The organism is Streptacidiphilus pinicola (genome assembly GCF_003258295.1).
GTDB classification, from domain to species: Bacteria; Actinomycetota; Actinomycetes; order Streptomycetales; family Streptomycetaceae; genus Streptacidiphilus; species Streptacidiphilus pinicola.
In genome coordinates this window covers 1-16,559 of record NZ_QKYN01000182.1, presented here as the reverse complement: position 1 = coordinate 16,559, position 16,559 = coordinate 1, and the positions used below count along the sequence as shown (strand labels likewise).

General features: G+C 71.9%; 15 protein-coding genes. 4 read left to right on the top strand and 11 right to left on the bottom strand.

What is annotated here, in order from left to right; all coding sequences use genetic code 11:
* The coding region (locus DN069_RS34960) for a DUF6531 domain-containing protein (protein WP_165845776.1) at positions 1-2,947 on the bottom strand (2,947 nt) is incomplete at its 3' end.
* Positions 2,948-3,123: 176 nt separating this feature from the next.
* On the opposite strand from DN069_RS34960, the gene DN069_RS34955 reads away from it, so the two are divergent.
* Complete coding sequence (locus DN069_RS34955; RefSeq protein ID WP_111507273.1) at positions 3,124-3,396, top strand: hypothetical protein; 273 nt, start codon at positions 3,124-3,126, stop codon at positions 3,394-3,396.
* Between the two features lie 27 nt (positions 3,397-3,423).
* On the opposite strand, the gene DN069_RS34950 is transcribed toward DN069_RS34955, so the two are convergent.
* The 4 genes from DN069_RS34950 to DN069_RS34935 are packed head-to-tail and all read right to left on the bottom strand — an operon-like array spanning position 3,424 to position 6,570.
* Positions 3,424-4,377 (bottom strand): hypothetical protein, encoded by a 954-nt coding sequence (locus DN069_RS34950; RefSeq protein WP_111507272.1) that lies wholly within the window; start codon positions 4,375-4,377, stop codon positions 3,424-3,426.
* Positions 4,378-4,431: 54 nt separating this feature from the next.
* Positions 4,432-4,872, bottom strand: coding sequence for a hypothetical protein (locus DN069_RS34945; protein ID WP_133260146.1), 441 nt, complete (start codon positions 4,870-4,872; stop codon positions 4,432-4,434).
* Positions 4,862-5,863 carry a hypothetical protein gene (locus DN069_RS34940; RefSeq protein ID WP_111507270.1) on the bottom strand — a complete coding sequence of 334 codons (1,002 nt, stop codon included), beginning with the start codon at positions 5,861-5,863 and terminating at the stop codon, positions 4,862-4,864. Before DN069_RS34940 ends, DN069_RS34945 begins: the two co-directional genes overlap by 11 nt.
* Positions 5,863-6,570, bottom strand: a complete 708-nt coding sequence (locus DN069_RS34935) for a WXG100-like domain-containing protein (RefSeq protein WP_111507269.1) — start codon at positions 6,568-6,570, stop codon at positions 5,863-5,865. Before DN069_RS34935 ends, DN069_RS34940 begins: the two co-directional genes overlap by 1 nt.
* 131 nt (positions 6,571-6,701) lie before the next feature.
* On the opposite strand from DN069_RS34935, the gene DN069_RS34930 reads away from it, so the two are divergent.
* A complete protein-coding gene (locus tag DN069_RS34930; protein WP_111507268.1) occupies positions 6,702-7,562 on the top strand; it encodes an SCO6745 family protein in 861 nt (286 codons plus the stop codon).
* A gap of 155 nt (positions 7,563-7,717) precedes the next feature.
* On the top strand, positions 7,718-9,355 hold the full coding sequence (locus DN069_RS34925) for a GMC oxidoreductase (protein WP_111507267.1): 1,638 nt from the start codon (positions 7,718-7,720) through the stop codon (positions 9,353-9,355).
* 18 nt (positions 9,356-9,373) lie between these two features.
* Here DN069_RS34925 and DN069_RS34920 read toward each other — a convergent pair whose 3' ends face one another.
* Positions 9,374-10,069 carry a hypothetical protein gene (locus DN069_RS34920; RefSeq protein ID WP_111507266.1) on the bottom strand — a complete coding sequence of 232 codons (696 nt, stop codon included), beginning with the start codon at positions 10,067-10,069 and terminating at the stop codon, positions 9,374-9,376.
* Positions 10,070-10,105: 36 nt separating this feature from the next.
* Entirely contained in the window at positions 10,106-11,347 is a 1,242-nt protein-coding gene (gene serB, locus DN069_RS34915) for a phosphoserine phosphatase SerB (protein ID WP_111507265.1), read from the bottom strand.
* Positions 11,348-11,483: 136 nt separating this feature from the next.
* On the opposite strand from serB, the gene yaaA reads away from it, so the two are divergent.
* Entirely contained in the window at positions 11,484-12,278 is a 795-nt protein-coding gene (yaaA, locus tag DN069_RS34910) for a peroxide stress protein YaaA (protein WP_111507264.1), read from the top strand.
* 13 nt (positions 12,279-12,291) lie between these two features.
* On the opposite strand, the gene DN069_RS34905 is transcribed toward yaaA, so the two are convergent.
* From DN069_RS34905 to DN069_RS34895, 4 genes are all read right to left on the bottom strand, one after another.
* A complete protein-coding gene (locus DN069_RS34905; RefSeq protein ID WP_111507263.1) occupies positions 12,292-13,272 on the bottom strand; it encodes a phospholipase D-like domain-containing protein in 981 nt (326 codons plus the stop codon).
* A gap of 150 nt (positions 13,273-13,422) precedes the next feature.
* Positions 13,423-14,634 carry a bifunctional RNase H/acid phosphatase gene (locus DN069_RS34900; RefSeq protein WP_207892377.1) on the bottom strand — a complete coding sequence of 404 codons (1,212 nt, stop codon included), beginning with the start codon at positions 14,632-14,634 and terminating at the stop codon, positions 13,423-13,425.
* Entirely contained in the window at positions 14,631-15,374 is a 744-nt protein-coding gene (locus DN069_RS41125) for a zinc ribbon domain-containing protein (protein ID WP_207892378.1), read from the bottom strand. The genes DN069_RS34900 and DN069_RS41125 overlap by 4 nt, the downstream gene beginning before the upstream one ends.
* A gap of 10 nt (positions 15,375-15,384) precedes the next feature.
* Complete coding sequence (locus DN069_RS34895) at positions 15,385-16,230, bottom strand: Nif3-like dinuclear metal center hexameric protein (RefSeq protein WP_111507261.1); 846 nt, start codon at positions 16,228-16,230, stop codon at positions 15,385-15,387.
* Positions 16,231-16,559: the final 329 nt, after the last annotated feature.

Sequence of the window (16,559 nt, the reverse complement as noted above, 5' to 3'; positions counted from 1 at the left end):
GGGTGGTCTGTTCGGCGAGTTGCGCGCCGTCCCAGGTGAAGTCGGTGCGTTCGACGACGGTGTGTCCGTCGTCGGCGAGGCGGTGTTTGGCGATACGACGGCCGAGCGGGTCGTAGAGGTAGCGCCAGAGGGTGCCGTCGGGTGTGGTGACGTGGGTGAGCCGGTCGTCGGCGTTCCAGGTGAAGCGCCAGGTGTCGGGTTTGCGGGACAGGCGGGTGACCTGGCGTAGCGTCATGCGTCCGGCGTTGTCGTACTCGTAGCGGACGCGTCCGGCGGTGGCGAGCTGGGTGCCGGTGTAGTCGCGGGGGCCCTCGGCGGGACGGGTGGCCTCGGTCGCGGGCCAGTTGGCGTCGGTGAGGTTGCCGGCCGGGTCGTAGGTGTAGGTCTCGGTCCAGTCGCGTGCCTGGACGGCGGTCACGCGACCCGCGGGGTCGAGGTCGAAGCTGCGCGGTCCGGTCAGCGGATCGTCGATGCCGATGAGGTTGCCGTCGGCGCGGTAGCGCCAAGCACGTTGCTGCAGTACCTGATTGCCAGCATGAGCGGTACGACCGGTGAGGCGCCCAGCGGAGTCCCAGGCGCTGGTCAGCGTGAGGCCGGACGAGGTGAGAGCGTCAGTGACAGTGCGGGTGTGCTCGCGGCCTCCGGTGTCGTGCGTGAAGTCGAGGGTGCCACCGGAGGTGGCGATGCCAGTCAGGCGGCCGGTCGAGTCGTAGGTCCAGTCGGTGGTGTGTCCGGCCGGGGTCGTGCGACGGGCGCGGCGGCCCAGCGCGTCGTAGGCGTGCGTGACGGTACGACCGTTGACGCTTTCGGCAAGAAGGTTGCCCAGCGGGTCGTAAGCTCGGGTGATCTCGGCCTCGGAGTCGACCGCCTGGATCAGGCGGCCCGCCGCGTCATACGCGAAACGACTGCTGAGTTCCTCCCCGTCCTTGCAGATGAGGCGGCCCAGGACGTCATAGCGGTAGGCCGTGCGGGTCCCGTCCGGGCTCGTTCGGGCGGTCGGGCGTCCTGCGGGGTCGAGTTCGTAGGTCAGGCGGCGGCCATGGAAGTCCTTCTCCCCGGTCAGGCGGCCTGCCGCGTCGTAGTCGTACTCCCAGCTGCGGCCCAGCGCGTCGGTAACGCAGACCAGTTGCATGTGCGCGTCGTGGGTGAACGCGACGCGGGCTCCGTCCGGCGTGGTGCGGGCGGCCAGGGTCTCGAAGTGGGTGTACTCGTAATGCGTCGTCTGACCGACCGGGTCGGTGTGGCTCAGACAGTTGCCCTCACCGTCCCACTCCCAGCGCTCGACCGCGCCGTCCGGACCGGTGCGCGTAGCAAGCCGGCCCTCGACGGTCCAGGTCATGCAGGTGACCTGGCCCAGCGGGTCGGTGACCGCAACCGGTCGGCCGAAAGCGTCGCGCTTGACCCGTGTGATCGTCCCGCCAGGGCCGGTGGTCTCGATCGGCTGGCCGGCGGCGTCGGAGACGACGCGCGTGTTCTGACCCAACGCGTCGGTGACCGAGGCGAGGTGGCCTCGCTCGTCGTACTCGTAGCGGGTGGTCGCACCGAGGGGATCCGTCACGGAGGTACGCCGACCCGCTTCATCCCAGGTCTGCTGCCACACCGCCCCACCTGGCTCGGCGAGAACCACCGGGGCACTGAGCGCGTCGTCGTAGGCGGCGGTCATCTGCGCCCCGTCGGGTCCCGTGACGGCAATCAGGTCGCCGACCTCGTCGTACTCGTAACGGGTGACCGCGCCGAGCGGGTCCGTCCCAACAAGGAGGCGGTTGAACTCGTCGCGCTCGTATCGGGTGGTGTTGCCCAGGGGGTCGACGATCGCGACGATCTGCGAGCGGGCGTTGACGTGGTACTGCGTGGTGTGGCCGAGGGCGTTCGTTTCCGTGTTGATCCGGAGGCCGGTGGCGGGGTCGGGGTCGCCGTAGTGGAACTGGAAGCGCAGACTGCCGTCCGCGCCGCCCTCGTCCACCACTCGGCCGCGCTCGTCGTAGACGTAGCGGTAGTGGCTGCCGTTGCGGTCCGTCCAGGAGGTGATCCGACCCGCCGCGTCGTTGGCGAACACCATCGGCAGCCCCGAGGAGTTCCACACCTGCGTCAGATGACCACCGGTGTAGCCGTAGCGCAGCAGGAGCTGGTCGCCGCCGCCCGGGGCGGCATCCGCCAGCCACAGTTCGGTGATCCGCCCGTCCGCGACCGTGACGCGCAGGCGGTAGCCGCCGCTGTGGTCGATGCCCTGCGGGGTCCCGTCGCGGTCGTACTCCAACGTGTACGAGCGCCCCGAGCGGTCCCGCACGCGGGTCAGCAACGCCGTGCGGCCGTCCGGCTGGACAGTGAACTCGCGGACCAGCCCCCGCTGGCGATCCGTCAGGGTGTAGGCGCGGCCCCGGGCGTCGATTGCGAGGTCCAGCCTGCGCCCGGCGCTCGCCTGCACCGCGACGCCCGGCTCGGGGTGCGGGTAGGCCTGGCTGACCCGGTCCGCGCCGATGTGGACCACGCCCTGGGCGTCGATCTCCAGGCGCTCGTCGAACGTGCACACCCAGCGCCGGCCCATCCACCGGCCCGCGCCGTACCCGGACTCGAAGCAGCGGGTGAACCTGAGCGGCAGCGAACCGGGCAGCACCACGTCGGTCTGGTCGATGAACATCCGCCCCGTGGCCATGTCCACCGGCTCACCGCCGTCACAGACCGCGTCCTCGCCTCGTCCGGCCTCGTGCGGATCGGACACCTGCTCCCGGCCCGGGCCGGGGTCCTCACCGGGCCGGTCGTGCCCGCCACCGGCCCCGCCGGTGTGCGGGTCCTCCACGTGGGGCGCGCGGGCGTCCTTCTCCGCGGACTTCGCCAGATCCTCGGCGGTCCTCGCCTCGTTCTCGGCCGCGTTCTCCGAGACCTTCTTCGCCCCGCGCTCGGTGTCCTTCAGGATCCCGTGATAAGCGTCGGCGAAATCCTTCGCCAACCCCTTCCCGGCCTTCTCCGCAGCATCCTTGATCGCACTGGCAATCCGGCCCACGTCGGCCCCGCCCCCGTACCGCCGGTTCCCCATAGAGTGTCAGGAGCACGCTACCAACCGGGAGTTCGCAAGTCGTGGGCGCTCCTGGCGCCGACAGGCCTGCGGCGGATAGCGTGCCGGGCATGCGTTGCGGGATATGCGGGTCGGAGAAGCTGGGTCCGCTGGGGGAACTCGAGACCGACAGTCGCCTGGGAGAGCTGCGCAGTCCGCGCCTGCGGTTCCCGCGGCTGGGGATCTTCAAGGCGCGGCCCGACTACATCGCCTCCTACGGGCGGGCCTGCCTGGACTGCGGTGCGCTGTTCCCGTTCCTCGGCCCCGCCGAGCTCCGGCGCCTGAACGCCGACGCCGCGGCCGACCGGCTCCAAGCAGTCACCCCGGCCGACTACGACTACTGACGCACGGTGCAGGGAGCAGCGAGTCGGTCAGCCGAAGTGCGGCTGGACGCCGATCTCGCGGGCCTCCTCCGTCAGTTCGCCGAGTTCCGCGACCGGGACGACCGCGCGCCAGGCGTGGCGGCCGGCGGGGGTGAGGGCGAGTTCGGCCGCCTGTTGGGCGTTGCCGGTGGGGAGGGCGAGGGTGGCGGTGTCACCGTCGAGGGCCAGGACCTCGAACGGGGCGTCGTGCCAGGTGGTCAGCAGGCGGTGGTAGGTGACCTCGTCGCACTGGCCGTCGGTGAGTTGACGGGACATCACCGTGCCGTCGGGGGCCGTGCGGTAGGCGGTGAGTTCGCCTGCGTTCGGGCCGAAGTCGGCGGGGTAGCGGTCGCCCTGGATCACGGCGGAGAGGCCGCGCGGGACGCTGCCGGACGGCGACTGGGTGCGCCCGGCGGGCGTCAGGCCGCGCCCCTCGGCTGCGGGGTAAGCCCGCCAACCGGAGTGGAGCCCCGCGTAGGTGGCGAGACCGACCTCGTACCCCTCGCCGCCGGCCTCGGCCATGTGCCAGATCTCGGCACCGATCGGCACCTCGGCGAGCTCCATCCAGAACTCGGGCACCGCGGCCGGGGCGTACTTGGTGTAGCCGGTGCCGAGGAACGGGTCCGGCAGCACGAGGGTGGAGTCGAGCCGCGCGGCGCCCTCGGTCGTCTGCCCACCGAAGGACGCCCGGAACAGCCCTGGCCAGCTCGCCAGGAACCGGATCACGAACAGCCCGTCGCCGTCGGGGAATTCGGCGGTCGCCTCGGCCAGCCCGTGCACCGCGCGCGCCTCCGCCCCGGAGTCGACCCGCGCGACATCCACCATCCGTGAGCACAGGCCCCACATCCGGAAGGGCTCGAAGAGCCCCGGCACGATCTCGTTGCCGACGTACTGCTGCGCGGTCGCGCGCGTGATCGGCATCTGCATGACCGTCCGCGGGGACAGGCCCGGGGTGGTGCTCATCGCTGGTGCGCTGCCTTCCGGTCGGCCATCGGGTCCTTGGAGTGCTTCATTGTCTCAGGCACCCGGCTGTTGCCTCTTGTGCCACCTGGCCAGCAGGTCGACGCGTTCCTCCGTCGGATCGGTGACCTCGTCGAGGGGGAAGGTCCCCTCGTAGTCGACGGCGCCGACTCTCCTGAGGTGCTCGCTCGCGAAGGCGCCGTTGCCACCGATGTAGAGGCCGGTCACCTGGTCGTCACGCACCCCGTAGCAGCTGAAGAGTTCGCCGTGCCAACGGAAGGTCCAGCTGGAGACGTACCACGCGTCCACCTGCGTGGGACGGGCCAGGTAGATCCGGTCGGGTTCCTGCGGGTCGGCCTGGAGCCCTGCGGGCACCGGGTCTGCGTCCTCGACGGCAAGGGCGATTTCGGACGACGTGCGGTCCCCGTAGGCCCGGTAGGCGTGTCCTCGGTACACCGCGAAGTTCCCACTGCGGAAGACGTCACTGTCAGAGCCCAAGGTTCGTCCACCTCCCCCGGTCGAAGAAACCGACCATGGTCTCCCCGCCGTCCGGCGTCATCTTCCAGATCTCGGCGCGTCCCCCGAACTCCGTTCCGGAGGCCTGCCACTCGGGGACTCCCCCTCCGGTGTATCCGGTGCCGGTGAACGGATCCTTCCAGGCTCGTCCTGTGGTCTGGCCAGCTGCCTGCGCCACCCTGTCTGCCGCCGCCTGGTCGTCGACCGCTCCGAAAGTGGTGTCGGCCTTCAAGCCCTCCGGCGCGTGCAGCCGGAGCTGGTAGGCCTCGGAGGCCCCTTCGGGGACCGGCGTCCAGCCGACGCCCTTGTCGTCCAGCGCCAGCCCGTCCCTGAGCTGGGCGGGGGTGGCCAGATCGGCGGTGTCGGTCCCACGGGCGATGGAGCCGCCGAACCTGTCATGGAAGAACGCGTCACCGTTCGGCATCTTCTTCAGGTTGTTGACGTACGCCTTGGCGACGTCCGGATGGAGCACCTTGGTGATCATCTGGCCGTCCTCGAGCGTGATGCTGTTACGAACGTCGACCACCTCCTGCACCTGCTCGTCCGTCAGGTCGTTGGTCCGGCTGACGCGCAGTCGGTCGTGTTCCGCCCGGTCCAGGCCGCGGGCGCTCATCTCGTGGTCGATCTGCTCGTCGAAGTTCCGTGAGTCGCGCAGCGTGTCCCGGCCGAACTGCGGCGCGGCGAGATCCCCGGAGGCGCGGGCGGCCGTCGCGTCGCCGCCGCCGAGGGCTTGGTCGATCTTGGAGCCCGGGGTGGTGCGGGGGGTGGGGACGGGCTTGTCCTGGGGCATCTTGGAGCGGAAGGAGTCCGTGGTGCGGACCTCGTTGTCCGCGTGCTCGGCGAGGTTGCGGGAGCCCTTGTCCACTGCGTCGTCGACGACGTGGGCGTTGCGCTCGGCGATCTTGGGGAGGGCCTGCTGGACCTTCTGCTTCAGGGCCAGGACGGCGGCCCGCTCCTCTCCGCCCGCCGCCATCAGAAGGCCAGCCCTTCGAGTCCGGAGTAGAGCGTCTGGGCGTGGCCGCGGAAGGTCTCGGCGTGGCCGGAGAGGGCCCGCAGGTGGGCGCCGGCGGCCTCGTGGTCGATGGAGAAGCCCTCGGCGGCGCCGCCGTCGCTGGAGGTCTGGGACCAGTCGAGGCCGGACACCGCCGCCTCGATCTTGGCGAAGAGGGGCGTGGCCGCGGCCTCGATGATCTCGCCGACGATGTACTGGATGATCTGCTGCTTCAGCGTCTCCAGCAGGGCCTTGCCCGCCTCGATGATCACCGGCACGGCGGCCTCCGCGAGGCCGAGGGTCGCGACCGCCGCGGCCTGGTCGGCGACGAAGGCGGCGGCCATGGCGACCAGCTCGGCGAGCGCCTCCAGCTTCTGGGCGACGATCACCTCCGCGCCGACGTCCAGCGCGTCCGCGAGGATCGCGCAGCCCTCGACCAGCTCCTGGACGTGGCGCTCGGAGAGCTGCGCCCAGCCCGCCTGCATCCGCTGGGTGGCGCTGCCCTGGTAGGCCTGGGCGAAGTTCGCGATGGTCTCGGTGGCGTCCTGGTGGGTCTGCTGCACGGCCTGGCCGAACTGGCGGACCATCGTCGCGAAGTGCCGGACGTCGTCCTCGTTCAGGTACGGCCAGGGCACCCCGATCACGTTCAGGAACGTCACGACCGGACCCGGCAGGTCGTCCACCGCCATGCGACTCTCCCCGTGCTGTTCCCGTACCTGATCCAGTCCTGATCCAGTGACTGTCGTCGGGCACGCATCCTACCGATGCATTTCGGCCAGCAGACGCACGCCGAACGGTCACGCCCGGTAGCGTCGTGCGCATGACGTCGTCTTTCGCACGCGCGCTGTGGCTGCGGACCGAGCCGCTGCACGCCGTCGTCTACTTCGATCCCGAGTGCCGCACGCTCGGTCGGGCGTTGGGCCTCAAGGGCTTCTGGATGGGCTACTTCGTCACACGCGTCGGCCCGCTGGGCGCCGTCGGACCGGCGCTCGCCGGGTCGGTGCTCGGGGGGTTCGCGCCGCGCAGCATCGAGCGGTCGCTGCCCGCGGCGTGGGAGACGGTGCCGCCGGAGCGGGCGCTGCGGGAACGCGGGCGGGCCGCGGCGGCGGCGCTACGGCGTGCGGTGCCGGACGTCGACGAGCGGGCGGCGGAGTGGGCGGCGCCGATGGCCGCGATGGTCGCGGACGCGCCCACACTGGCGCGGCCGCTGTTCGCGGCCAACCAGCCGCTGGGTGAGCGGATCGCCGACCCGGTCGAGCGGCTGTGGCAACTGACCACCGGTCTACGGGAGTTCCGCGGCGATGCGCACCTCGCGGCGCTCGCCGACCACGGATTGGACGGCGTCGAGTCGCTCGTGCTCGCTGCCGCGACCGGCCGGGTGCCGGCGCAGACCATGCGGACCGACCGGGGCTGGACCGAGGACGAGTGGGCCGATGCCGCCGAACGGCTTCGCGGACGCGGCCTGGTGGACGCCGACGCCCGGGCCACCGCGCGCGGACGCGAACTGCGGCAGGCCGTCGAGGAGGCGACCGACCGGCTGGCCGCTCGGCTGCTGCGGCCCCTCGACGAGGCGAGCACGCTGCGGCTGCTCGACGGGCTCGCCGAGCCGGTACGGCTGCTGCGTGCGGCCGGGATCCCCCCGCCGGGGAATCCGATCGGGCTGCCGGACCAGGACGGTTGAGCCCTCACCGTCTCTCTTGACTTCTCCGGCTCCCCGGGCGAAATTCCAGGTCCCGCCGCGCCGTGACCGGGCTGAGCACAGGCAGCCGAACCGGACGGCGCGTCCGCGCCATGGGTCAGCTCAGCCGGGTTCCGTCGACGATCGGTGGGGAAGTCATGCCTGCAAGGGTGCACGTCGGAAGCGAACTGTCACGGCGTCAGTTCCTGGGGCGGGCGGCGGTGACGGCCGGCGCGCTCGCGGCGCCGGCCCTGCTCACGGCCGCCGCGGCGACGCCCGCCCGGGCGCTCGGCAGCGGGGACCACGTGCCGGTGCTGGTGATCGGGACGGGGTACGGCGGCGCCGTCACCGCGCTGCGGCTGACGCAGGCCGGGATCCCGGTCGCGATGGTGGAGATGGGCCAGAGCTGGACCACCCCCGGCAGTGACGGGAAGATCTTCTGCAACATGCTCAACCCGGACGGGCGCGCCTACTGGCTGCGCACCGAGACGGACCAGCCGGTGAGCTACTTCCTCGGGGCGCCGTACAACAAGGCGATCCCCAGCTACGCCGGGGTGCTGGACTCCGAGCACTTCGCGGCCACCCGCGTCTACCAGAGCCGCGGCGTGGGCGGCGGGTCGCTCGTCAACGGCGGGATGGCCGTGGTGCCCAAGCGCTGGTACTTCGAGGAGATCCTGCCGCAGGTCGACGCGGACGCGATGTACGACGTCTACTTCCCGAGGGCCAACGCCACGTTGGGGGCGAACAGCGTCGATCCGGGCTGGTACGGCTCCGCGAGCTGCTACCAGTACGCGCGGGTCGGCTCCGGTCAGGCGGGCGACGCCGGGTTCAGCACCGTCTTCGTGCCCAACGTGTACAGCTTCCCCTACATGGAGCGGGAGCTGGCCGGCAGCGCGCCGCGCTCCGCGCTGGCGAGCGAGGTCATCTACGGCAACAACGCGGGCAAGCAGTCGCTGGACAAGACCTACCTCGCGGCGGCCGCCGCGACCGGCCGGCTGTCGATCAGCCCGCTGCACAAGGTGACCGCCGTCGCACCGGCGGCCGTCGGCTCCGGTTACAGCGTGACCATGGAGCAGCTGGACACCAGCGGCACGACGGTCGCGGTCAAGACGGTCACCGCCGACAAGGTCTTCTTCGGGGCGGGCAGCGTGGGAACGAGCAAACTGCTGGTGGCGATGCGCGCCACCGGGGGCCTGCCGGACCTGCCGGACGCCGTGGGCCAGGGCTGGGGCAACAACGGGAACGTCATGGTCGGCCGCGCCAACTACCTGTGGGCGCCCACCGGTTCGCTGCAGTCCTGCATGCCGGTCCGCGGCATCGACAACTGGGACGACCCGACCTACCCCTGCTTCGCGGAGATCTCCCCCTTCCCCGCCGGGACGGAGCTGTGGATCAGCCTCTATCTCGCGATCACCAAGAACCCCAACCGGGCCGCCTTCAGCTTCAACTCGACGACCGGCGGCGTGGACCTGGGCTGGCAGGCGTCCTGGACCCAGCCCTCGATCACGGCGGCCGCGAACGTCTTCGACCGGATCAACAAGGCGGAGGGGACGATCTACCGCACCGACCTCTTCGGGGTCTACCGGACCTGGGGGGACGACTTCGTCTACCACCCGCTGGGCGGCTGCGTGTTGGGCCAGGCCACCGACCTGTACGGGCGGCTGCCGAACTATCCCGGCCTCTACGTCACCGACGGATCACTGATCCCCGGCAGCACCGGCGTGAACCCGTTCGTCACGATCACGGCGCTGGCCGAGCGGAACATCGAGAACGTGATCGTGAACGACTTCGGGTGACACCGAACGAGGAGGGGCTCAGCGGCGTTCGGGGAGGCCACCGACCAGGGCCTTGAAGCGCTCCGAGAGCCGTCGCCGCGAGGCGCGGCGCTCGGCGCGGGCGCGCTTGGCGGAGTCCTCGCCGTAGAAACGCCGGAACCAGGGCGAGCCCGGGTAGCCGAGCCGCACCGCGCCCCACAGCGCGAAGAACGGCAGCAGCACGCCCGCGACGCCGAGGAAGATCCGTCCCTTGAGCGCGGAGACCACCGACAGGAGGCAGTTCAGCAGGATGAAGGTGAAGAAGAACCAGGTCCCCTCCCCCGGCTGCCGGGCGAAGGGGTTGGAGACCAGCAGCCCGATCCCGCCGAGGGCGGCCACGCCCACCACGGCGTCGACGGACTTGCGGCCCTCCGCCGCCCAGTAGACGTCGGACAGGTGCAGCCAGAGCGCGAACTCGTCCAGGGTCAGCGCCGCGCCGACGCCGAACGCGGCGGCGACGCAGTCACGGAAGAGGCCGTGGGGCACGGCGAGGAACTCGATCACGCCGGAGACCAGCAGCAGGAAGATACCCGGCACCAGGTGGTGCACGTGCACCTCGCCGACCGCGACGTTGCCGAAGGGCCCGCGTCCGGAGCGGATCAGGCGCACGATCAGCCGGGTGACCGTGAACGTGACCACGAAGGCCACCAGCATGAAGAGCAGGGCGGTGCGTCCGGATCCGAGGTGCAGGTGCATCCCTCGATGGTGACCGGCGCCGACCGGCCCGGGCGGCTACGGCGCGCCGGGCCCGGCGGTGTCGTCCGCCCCCTCGACCTCCTCGACCTCCGCGCGGGAGATGCCGAGCAGGTAGAGCACGGCGTCGAGGAACGGCACGTTGACGGCGGTGTGCGCGGCCTCGCGGACCACCGGCTTGGCGCAGAACGCCACGCCGAGGCCGGCCGTGTTCAGCATGTCCAGGTCGTTGGCGCCGTCGCCGATCGCGACGGTCTGCTCCAGCGGCACGCCCGCCTCGGCGGCGAAGCGGCGCAGCATCGCGGCCTTGCCGGCCCGGTCCACGATGTCGCCGACGACGCGGCCGGTGAACCGGCCGTCCGCGACCTCGAGCGTGTTGGCGGCGGCGAAGTCCAGCCCGAGGCGCTCGGCCAGGTCGTCGGTGACCTGGGTGAAGCCGCCGGAGACGATGCCGACCTGGTAGCCGAGCCGCTTCAGCGTCCGGATCAGGGTGCGCGCGCCCGGGGTCAGCCGGACCTCGGAGCGGACCTTGTCGACGACGCTCGCGTCCAGTCCCTCCAGCAGCGCGACGCGGGCGCGCAGCGACTCCGCGAAGTCCAGCTCGCCGCGCATCGCGGCCGCGGTCACCTCGGCGACGCGTTCCTCGCAGCCGGCGTGGGCGGCGAAGAGCTCGATCACCTCGTCCTGGATCAGCGTCGAGTCGACGTCCATGACCACCAGGCGCTTGGCCTTGCGCGCCACGCCGGACGCGACCACCGCGACGTCCACCTGCTGTGCGGCCGCCTCCGGCGCGAGCGCTGCGCGCAGGGTCTCCGTCTGCACGCCGGAGACGGTGAGCTCGACGGCCGTGACCGGGTACTTCGCCAGCCGGAAGACACGGTCGATGTTGCCGCCGGTCCCGGTGATGTGGGTGCTCAGCGCGGCGATGGCGCTCGCCGGGAGCGGGTTGCCGAGAATGGTGACGTGGGACCGGCCCTCACCGCGGGGGCGGTTGTCGCCACGGCCCGAGATGACCTCGGCCTGCAGCTTGCTGGCCTCGGCCCACTGGTGCACCTGCGCCCGCAGCTCGCCGTCCTTGGCCGGGGCGGTCACCAGTGCGCACAGCACTATCCGTCCCCGGATCACGACCTGCTCGAAGTCGACGACGTCCACTCCGTACCCGGCGAGGGTCGCGAACAGCCCGGAGGTGAGACCGGGTCGGTCCTTGCCGAACACCTTGACCAGCAGGGTCGGGGTGTCGGGCGCGAGGCTGGCTGCGGTGGCGGCAGGATTGGCGTTCATGGTGTGCCCCACGCTACCGGGTGCCGCCCGCCCCCGAGCAGGCCGTCCCGCCACCCGGACAGGCGGTCCAGCCGGGCCCGAGTGGCTGCTGCCCTAGAGTTGAGCGCGGGAAGACCGTGACTGGAGGAGTCGCTCAGTGCTGGTGCTGTTGCCGCCGTCGGAGGGCAAGGCCGCGACCGGGGAGGGAGCGCCGCTCGATCTCGGGTCGCTCGTGCTGCCCGGCCTGACCGGGACGCGGGAGGCCGTGCTGGACGCGCTGGTCGCGCTCTGCCGCGGGGACCAGGCCGCCGCGTTGGAGGTGCTCGGGCTCAGCGAGGGCCTGCGCGGCGAGGTCGCGCGGAACGCGGAGCTGCGGACGGCGGCGGCGTTGCCCGCCGGCGAGCTGTACACGGGCGTGCTCTACGACAACCTGGGCCTGGCCGACCTGCCGCCGGACGCGCGTGAGCGGGCCGAGCGGAGCCTCGTGGTCTTCTCCGGTCTGTGGGGCGCCGTGCGGATCACCGACCGGATCCCCCCGTACCGCTGCTCGGGCGGGATCAAGCTGCCGCCGCTGGGCGGGCTGGGCGCGCACTGGCGCAAGCCGATGGCCGCCGCGATGCCGGAGCTGGCCGGGGACGGGCTGGTGCTGGACCTGCGCTCGTCCGCGTACGCGGCGCTGTGGAAGCCGGTCGGCGAGGTCGCCTCGCGCACGGCGACGGTCCGCGTGCTGCACGAACGGGTGGTGAACGGCGTGACCAAGCGGTCCGTGGTGAGCCACTTCAACAAGGCCACCAAGGGCCGGCTGCTGCGGCAGCTGCTGGAGTCGGGCGCCGAGCCGGCCACCCCGGCGGAGCTGGCGGACGCGCTGCGCGACGCGAAGTTCACCGTGGAGGCCGCAGCGCCCACGGCGGGCAGGCCGTGGGCGCTGGACGTGGTCGTCACCGAGCTCTGAACAGCGGACGACGTCAGGCGGCGGTGCCGCCGGCGTAGTCGCTGTTGAACGCCGTCTCGATGGTGTTCGCGACACCGCTGTCGGTCTGGATGATGCCGAGCTCGCGGTTGTTGTCGAGCGAGTTGGTGGAGACGTTCATCGAGCCGGCCTCGACCACCTGCGAGGACAGGCCGTAGTCGGCGACGAGCGCCTTGGCGTGGATGTAGAAGCCGGTGCTGGAGGAGTAACCCACCACCGTGCCACCGGCGTTGACGATCTCCTGGACCTGGCTGCCGTAGCTGGCCGGCTTCTCCAGGACCACGCGGACGGTGACGCCTGCAGAGGCACGCGCGGCGATCGCGTCGACGACGGCCTGGTCGCCGAACTCCTCCTCCTCGACGTCGAGCGTCGTGGTCGCGCCGTTGATGACACTGAGCAGGCGGGAGCGCGAGTCGGTGGGCGACCAGAGCAGGTTGTCGCCGTCGCTCGGGGTGACCGAGGTGCCCGCGTAGTCGGCGTTGAAGACGTTCTCGATCGCGTTGACGTCGGCGGAGTCGTTGTCGAAGACCCCGTAGTCGCGGCTGGTCGAGTAGTACTTGGAGGTCAGGTTGCCGGTGAGGATCAGCGAGGTGGCGCCGTCGACCGTGATCGTCTTCTGGTGCGTGTAGACGTAGGCGGAGGAGGACCACACCACGCCGACACCCGCGGCCTGCAGGGCGTTGTAGGCGCTGTCGTTGACCGTGGTCCGGGTTCCGTCGAGGATCACCCGGACCTGGACGCCGGCCTGCTGACGTGCGATCAGGTCGTTGACCGCGGTGGTGTCGCTGAGCTCGTACATCGTCATGTCGAGCGTGGACGTCGCCGAGTTGATGAAGTCGTAGATGTCCGGCTCGGTGCTGCCCAGATTGAAGGCGAAGGCGGTGTAGCTCGCGGCGTGCGCGGGGAGCGCGGTGGCGAACAGAGCGGCGCCGGCGGCGACGGCGACTGTGGCACGGCGGAGGCCCTTGCGAGACATGCGTTTCTCCTAGGGGAGTTGACGGAGAACCAGCTCCCACGAGGAGACCACGCGCGTAGATTGCGAAGGAAGATGTTGACGGTTAAATGTACATGACCACTCCGCTACGCGCGTAGGGAGACCGTGTGCAGATCCCCCGACGGCCGCTGCTCAGCGCAGATGTGACGTGTCGTTGAAGAGCCGCAGCGAGGCGTTGCCGTCCGCGTAGAACTGGACGGCGGAGACGGCCGCGGCGCTCAGCTCCATCCGGTAGAGCGCCTCCGTCGGCGCCCCCAGGGCGAGCCGGACCAGCGTCTTGATCGGCGTCACGTGCGAGACGACCAGCACGGTGCGGCCGGCGTAGCGGGCCAGCAGGCGGTCCCGGGCCGCGGCCACCCGGCGGCTGACCGCGACGAAGCTCTCCCCGCCGGGGGGCGCCGTCCGGGTGGAGGCCAACCAGGCGTCCAGCGCCTCCGGCTGACGCTCCTTCACCTCGGCGAAGGTGAGGCCCTCGAAGGTGCCGAAGTCGGCCTCCCGCAGCCCCTCCTCGATCCGTACCTCCAGCGAGAGGGCGTCGGCGACGGCCTGCGCCGTCTGGCGGCAGCGCCGCAGCGGGGAGCTGACGACCGCCTCGATCGTGCCGCGCGCGGCGAAGGCCGCGGCGGCGCGCTCGGCCTGCCACTGACCCCGCTCGGAGAGCGCCGGGTCGTCGCCGCCACTGCCGGAGAACCGCTTCTGCGGCGTCAGCGCGGTCTCGCCGTGGCGCAGCAGCACGAAGGTGGTCGGCCGGCCCATGTCCGCGGGCGCGGCCCACCCCGCCGGGGCGGTGATCCTGGGCTGCTCCGAAGGCGCAGCGGTCTCAGCCTCCGGCTCGGCCGCGGCCGGAACGGCCGGGGAGGCAGGCGACGCCGGAACGGCCCGGGACGCGGCGGCCCTCGGCGCCCAGGCGCGGCCCGCCTGGCCGGCGTCCATGGCCTCGTTGGCGAGCCGGTCCGCGTGCTTGTTCTCCTTGCGCGGCATCCAGCGGTACTGCACCCGCCCGGCCGGGAAGACCGCGCGGGCCTCGGCGGCCAGCGGCTTCATGTCCGGGTGCTTGACCTGCCAGCGGCCGGACATCTGCTCGACGACGAGCTTGGAGTCCATCCGGACCTCGACGGTCGCGGACGGGTCGATCGCGGCGGCCGCGCGCAGCCCGGCGATCAGGCCGCGGTACTCCGCCACGTTGTTGGTGACGCGGCCGAGGTACTCGGCCGCCTCCGCCAGCAGCTCGCCGGTGTCGCCGTCGCGGACGACCGCGCCGTAGCCGGCCGGGCCGGGGTTGCCCCGCGACCCGCCGTCGGCCTCGACGACGAACCGGCGACCAGCGCCCCCCGGGCTGGTCACAGACCGGACTCCGAGGTGCGGATCAGGATGCGGCCGCAGTTCTCGCAGCGCACGACCTCGTCCGCGGCGGCGGCGCGCACGGCGCCGAGGTCGGTGATGGAGAGCTCGACCCGGCAGCCCTCGCAGCGGCGCTGGTACAGCCGCGCCGCGCCGATGCCGCCGTTCTGCGTGCGCAGGCGGGTGTAGAGCTTCATCAGGTCGGCCGGGACGGCCTCGGCCAGGACCGCGCGGTCGCGGGTGACCTTCTCCACCTCGGCGTCGATCGAGCCGTAGGAGGTGTCGCGGCGGTCCTCCGCGTCCTTGACGGAGAGCTGGGCCTCGTCGCGACGGGCGGTCATCTCGCTGACGCGGGTCTGCGCGGACTCCAGCCGCTCCATGATCTCCAGGACCACGTCCTCTAGGTCGCTCTGGCGCCGGGCCAGGGAGCCGACCTCGTGCTGCAGGTTGGTGAGGTCCTTGGCGGAGCCGACCGAGCCGGAGTCGAGCAGCTTCTGGTTCCGGGCGGCGCGCTGACGCACCTGGTCGACGTCCTGCTCGGCCTTGGTGAGCTCGCGCTGGGTGTCGCTGAGCTGGGTCTCCGCGGCCACGGTGAGCGAGCGCAGCTGGGCGAGGTCGGTGGAACGCTGCTCGATCTCGGCGTGCTCGGGCAGCGTCCGCCGGCGGTGGGCGAGCTGGTCGAGGCGGGAGTCGAGTGCCTGCAGGTCCAGCAGGCGGATCTGGTCGGCGGGCGCGGCGTTCAGGGGGAGCTCCTCAGACAGTGGTCGGTGCGAAAGACATGGGGGCGTGCGCGGTCCAGGGGTCGGTGACGTGGGTGGACACCCGCGTCGTCAGAGCCCAGCCGTGCTTCTCCGAGACGGCCAGCAGCGCGCTCTCGGCGCTGCGCAGCCAGGGCCACTCGGTGGCCCAGTGGGCGGCGTCGACCAGGGCGATGTCCGCGTGCTCGCGGGCCTCGGAGGCTGGGTGGTGGCGCAGGTCGGCGGTGACGTAGGCGTCGACGCCCGCCGCGCGGACCTCGGCGAAGAAGCTGTCGCCGGAGCCGCCGCAGACGGCGACGCGGTGCACGAGGCGGTCCGGGTCGCCGGCGGCGCGCACGCCCTGGGCGGTGGCGGGCAGGCCGGACGCGACGCGGGCGGCGAAGGCCGCGAGCGGCTCGGGCGCGGGCAGCTCGCCGATCCGGCCGGTGCCGCGGCGTCCCGCCGGGTCGGTCGGGTCGGGGATCAGCGGGCCGGTGACGCGCAGGCCGACGGCCTCGGCGAGGGCGTCGGAGACGCCCGGGTCGGCGACGTCGGCGTTGGTGTGCGCGACCAGCAGGCCGATGCCGTGCCGGATCAGCGTGTGCACGACCTTGCCCTTGAAGGTGTCGGCCGCGACGGTGGTGGTGCCGCGCAGGTAGAGCGGGTGGTGCGTGACGACGAGCTGCGCGCCGAAGGCGACGGCCTCGTCGACGACGGCCTGGACCGGGTCGACGGCGAACAATACCCGGGTGACCTCGTCCTCGGGGTCTCCGCAGACCAGGCCGACGGCGTCCCAGGACTCCGCCCAGGCGGGCGGGTAGAGCTCGTGGAGCGCGTGGCGGACGTCGGAGAGTTTGGGCACGTGTCCGAGGGTATCGCGGCGCGGTGGCCGCGTCGGACAACGTGCGAGGTTACGGGCGAACCGGGAGCTCCACCCGTACGAGTGATGAAACCGCGATCCCGTGCGAGCGGCGCAAGTCCGTCAGTAGCTTCGGTGGTGCGGGCGGGCCCCACCGCGGAGGACCCGACCGGTCGAACGACAGTCGAACGACCCAGCAGCCCTCGTGAGCTCTACCGAACGCTGCGTTCCCTCTCCCCTTACTTCCGTTCCGGCGACGTGTGTCGTCCCGACCGAGCTGCGGTGGTGCTTCCATGGCCGCGATCCCCCTCACCGTCCTGCCCCCCACCGGC

Excerpts from the sequence above, each read along its gene's own strand:
- DN069_RS34905 (WP_111507263.1), bottom strand. The coding sequence starts at position 13,272 with ATGTCTCGCAAGGGCCTCCGCCGTGCCACAGTCGCCGTCGCCGCCGGC.
- DN069_RS34950 (WP_111507272.1), bottom strand. The coding sequence starts at position 4,377 with ATGAGCACCACCCCGGGCCTGTCCCCGCGGACGGTCATGCAGATGCCG.
- DN069_RS34930 (WP_111507268.1), top strand. The coding sequence starts at position 6,702 with ATGACGTCGTCTTTCGCACGCGCGCTGTGGCTGCGGACCGAGCCGCTG.
- DN069_RS34940 (WP_111507270.1), bottom strand. The coding sequence starts at position 5,863 with ATGGCGGCGGGCGGAGAGGAGCGGGCCGCCGTCCTGGCCCTGAAGCAG.
- DN069_RS34935 (WP_111507269.1), bottom strand. The coding sequence starts at position 6,570 with ATGGCGGTGGACGACCTGCCGGGTCCGGTCGTGACGTTCCTGAACGTG.
- DN069_RS34955 (WP_111507273.1), top strand. The coding sequence starts at position 3,124 with ATGCGTTGCGGGATATGCGGGTCGGAGAAGCTGGGTCCGCTGGGGGAA.
- serB (WP_111507265.1), bottom strand. The coding sequence starts at position 11,347 with ATGAACGCCAATCCTGCCGCCACCGCAGCCAGCCTCGCGCCCGACACC.
- DN069_RS34925 (WP_111507267.1), top strand. The coding sequence starts at position 7,718 with ATGCCTGCAAGGGTGCACGTCGGAAGCGAACTGTCACGGCGTCAGTTC.
- DN069_RS34920 (WP_111507266.1), bottom strand. The coding sequence starts at position 10,069 with ATGCACCTGCACCTCGGATCCGGACGCACCGCCCTGCTCTTCATGCTG.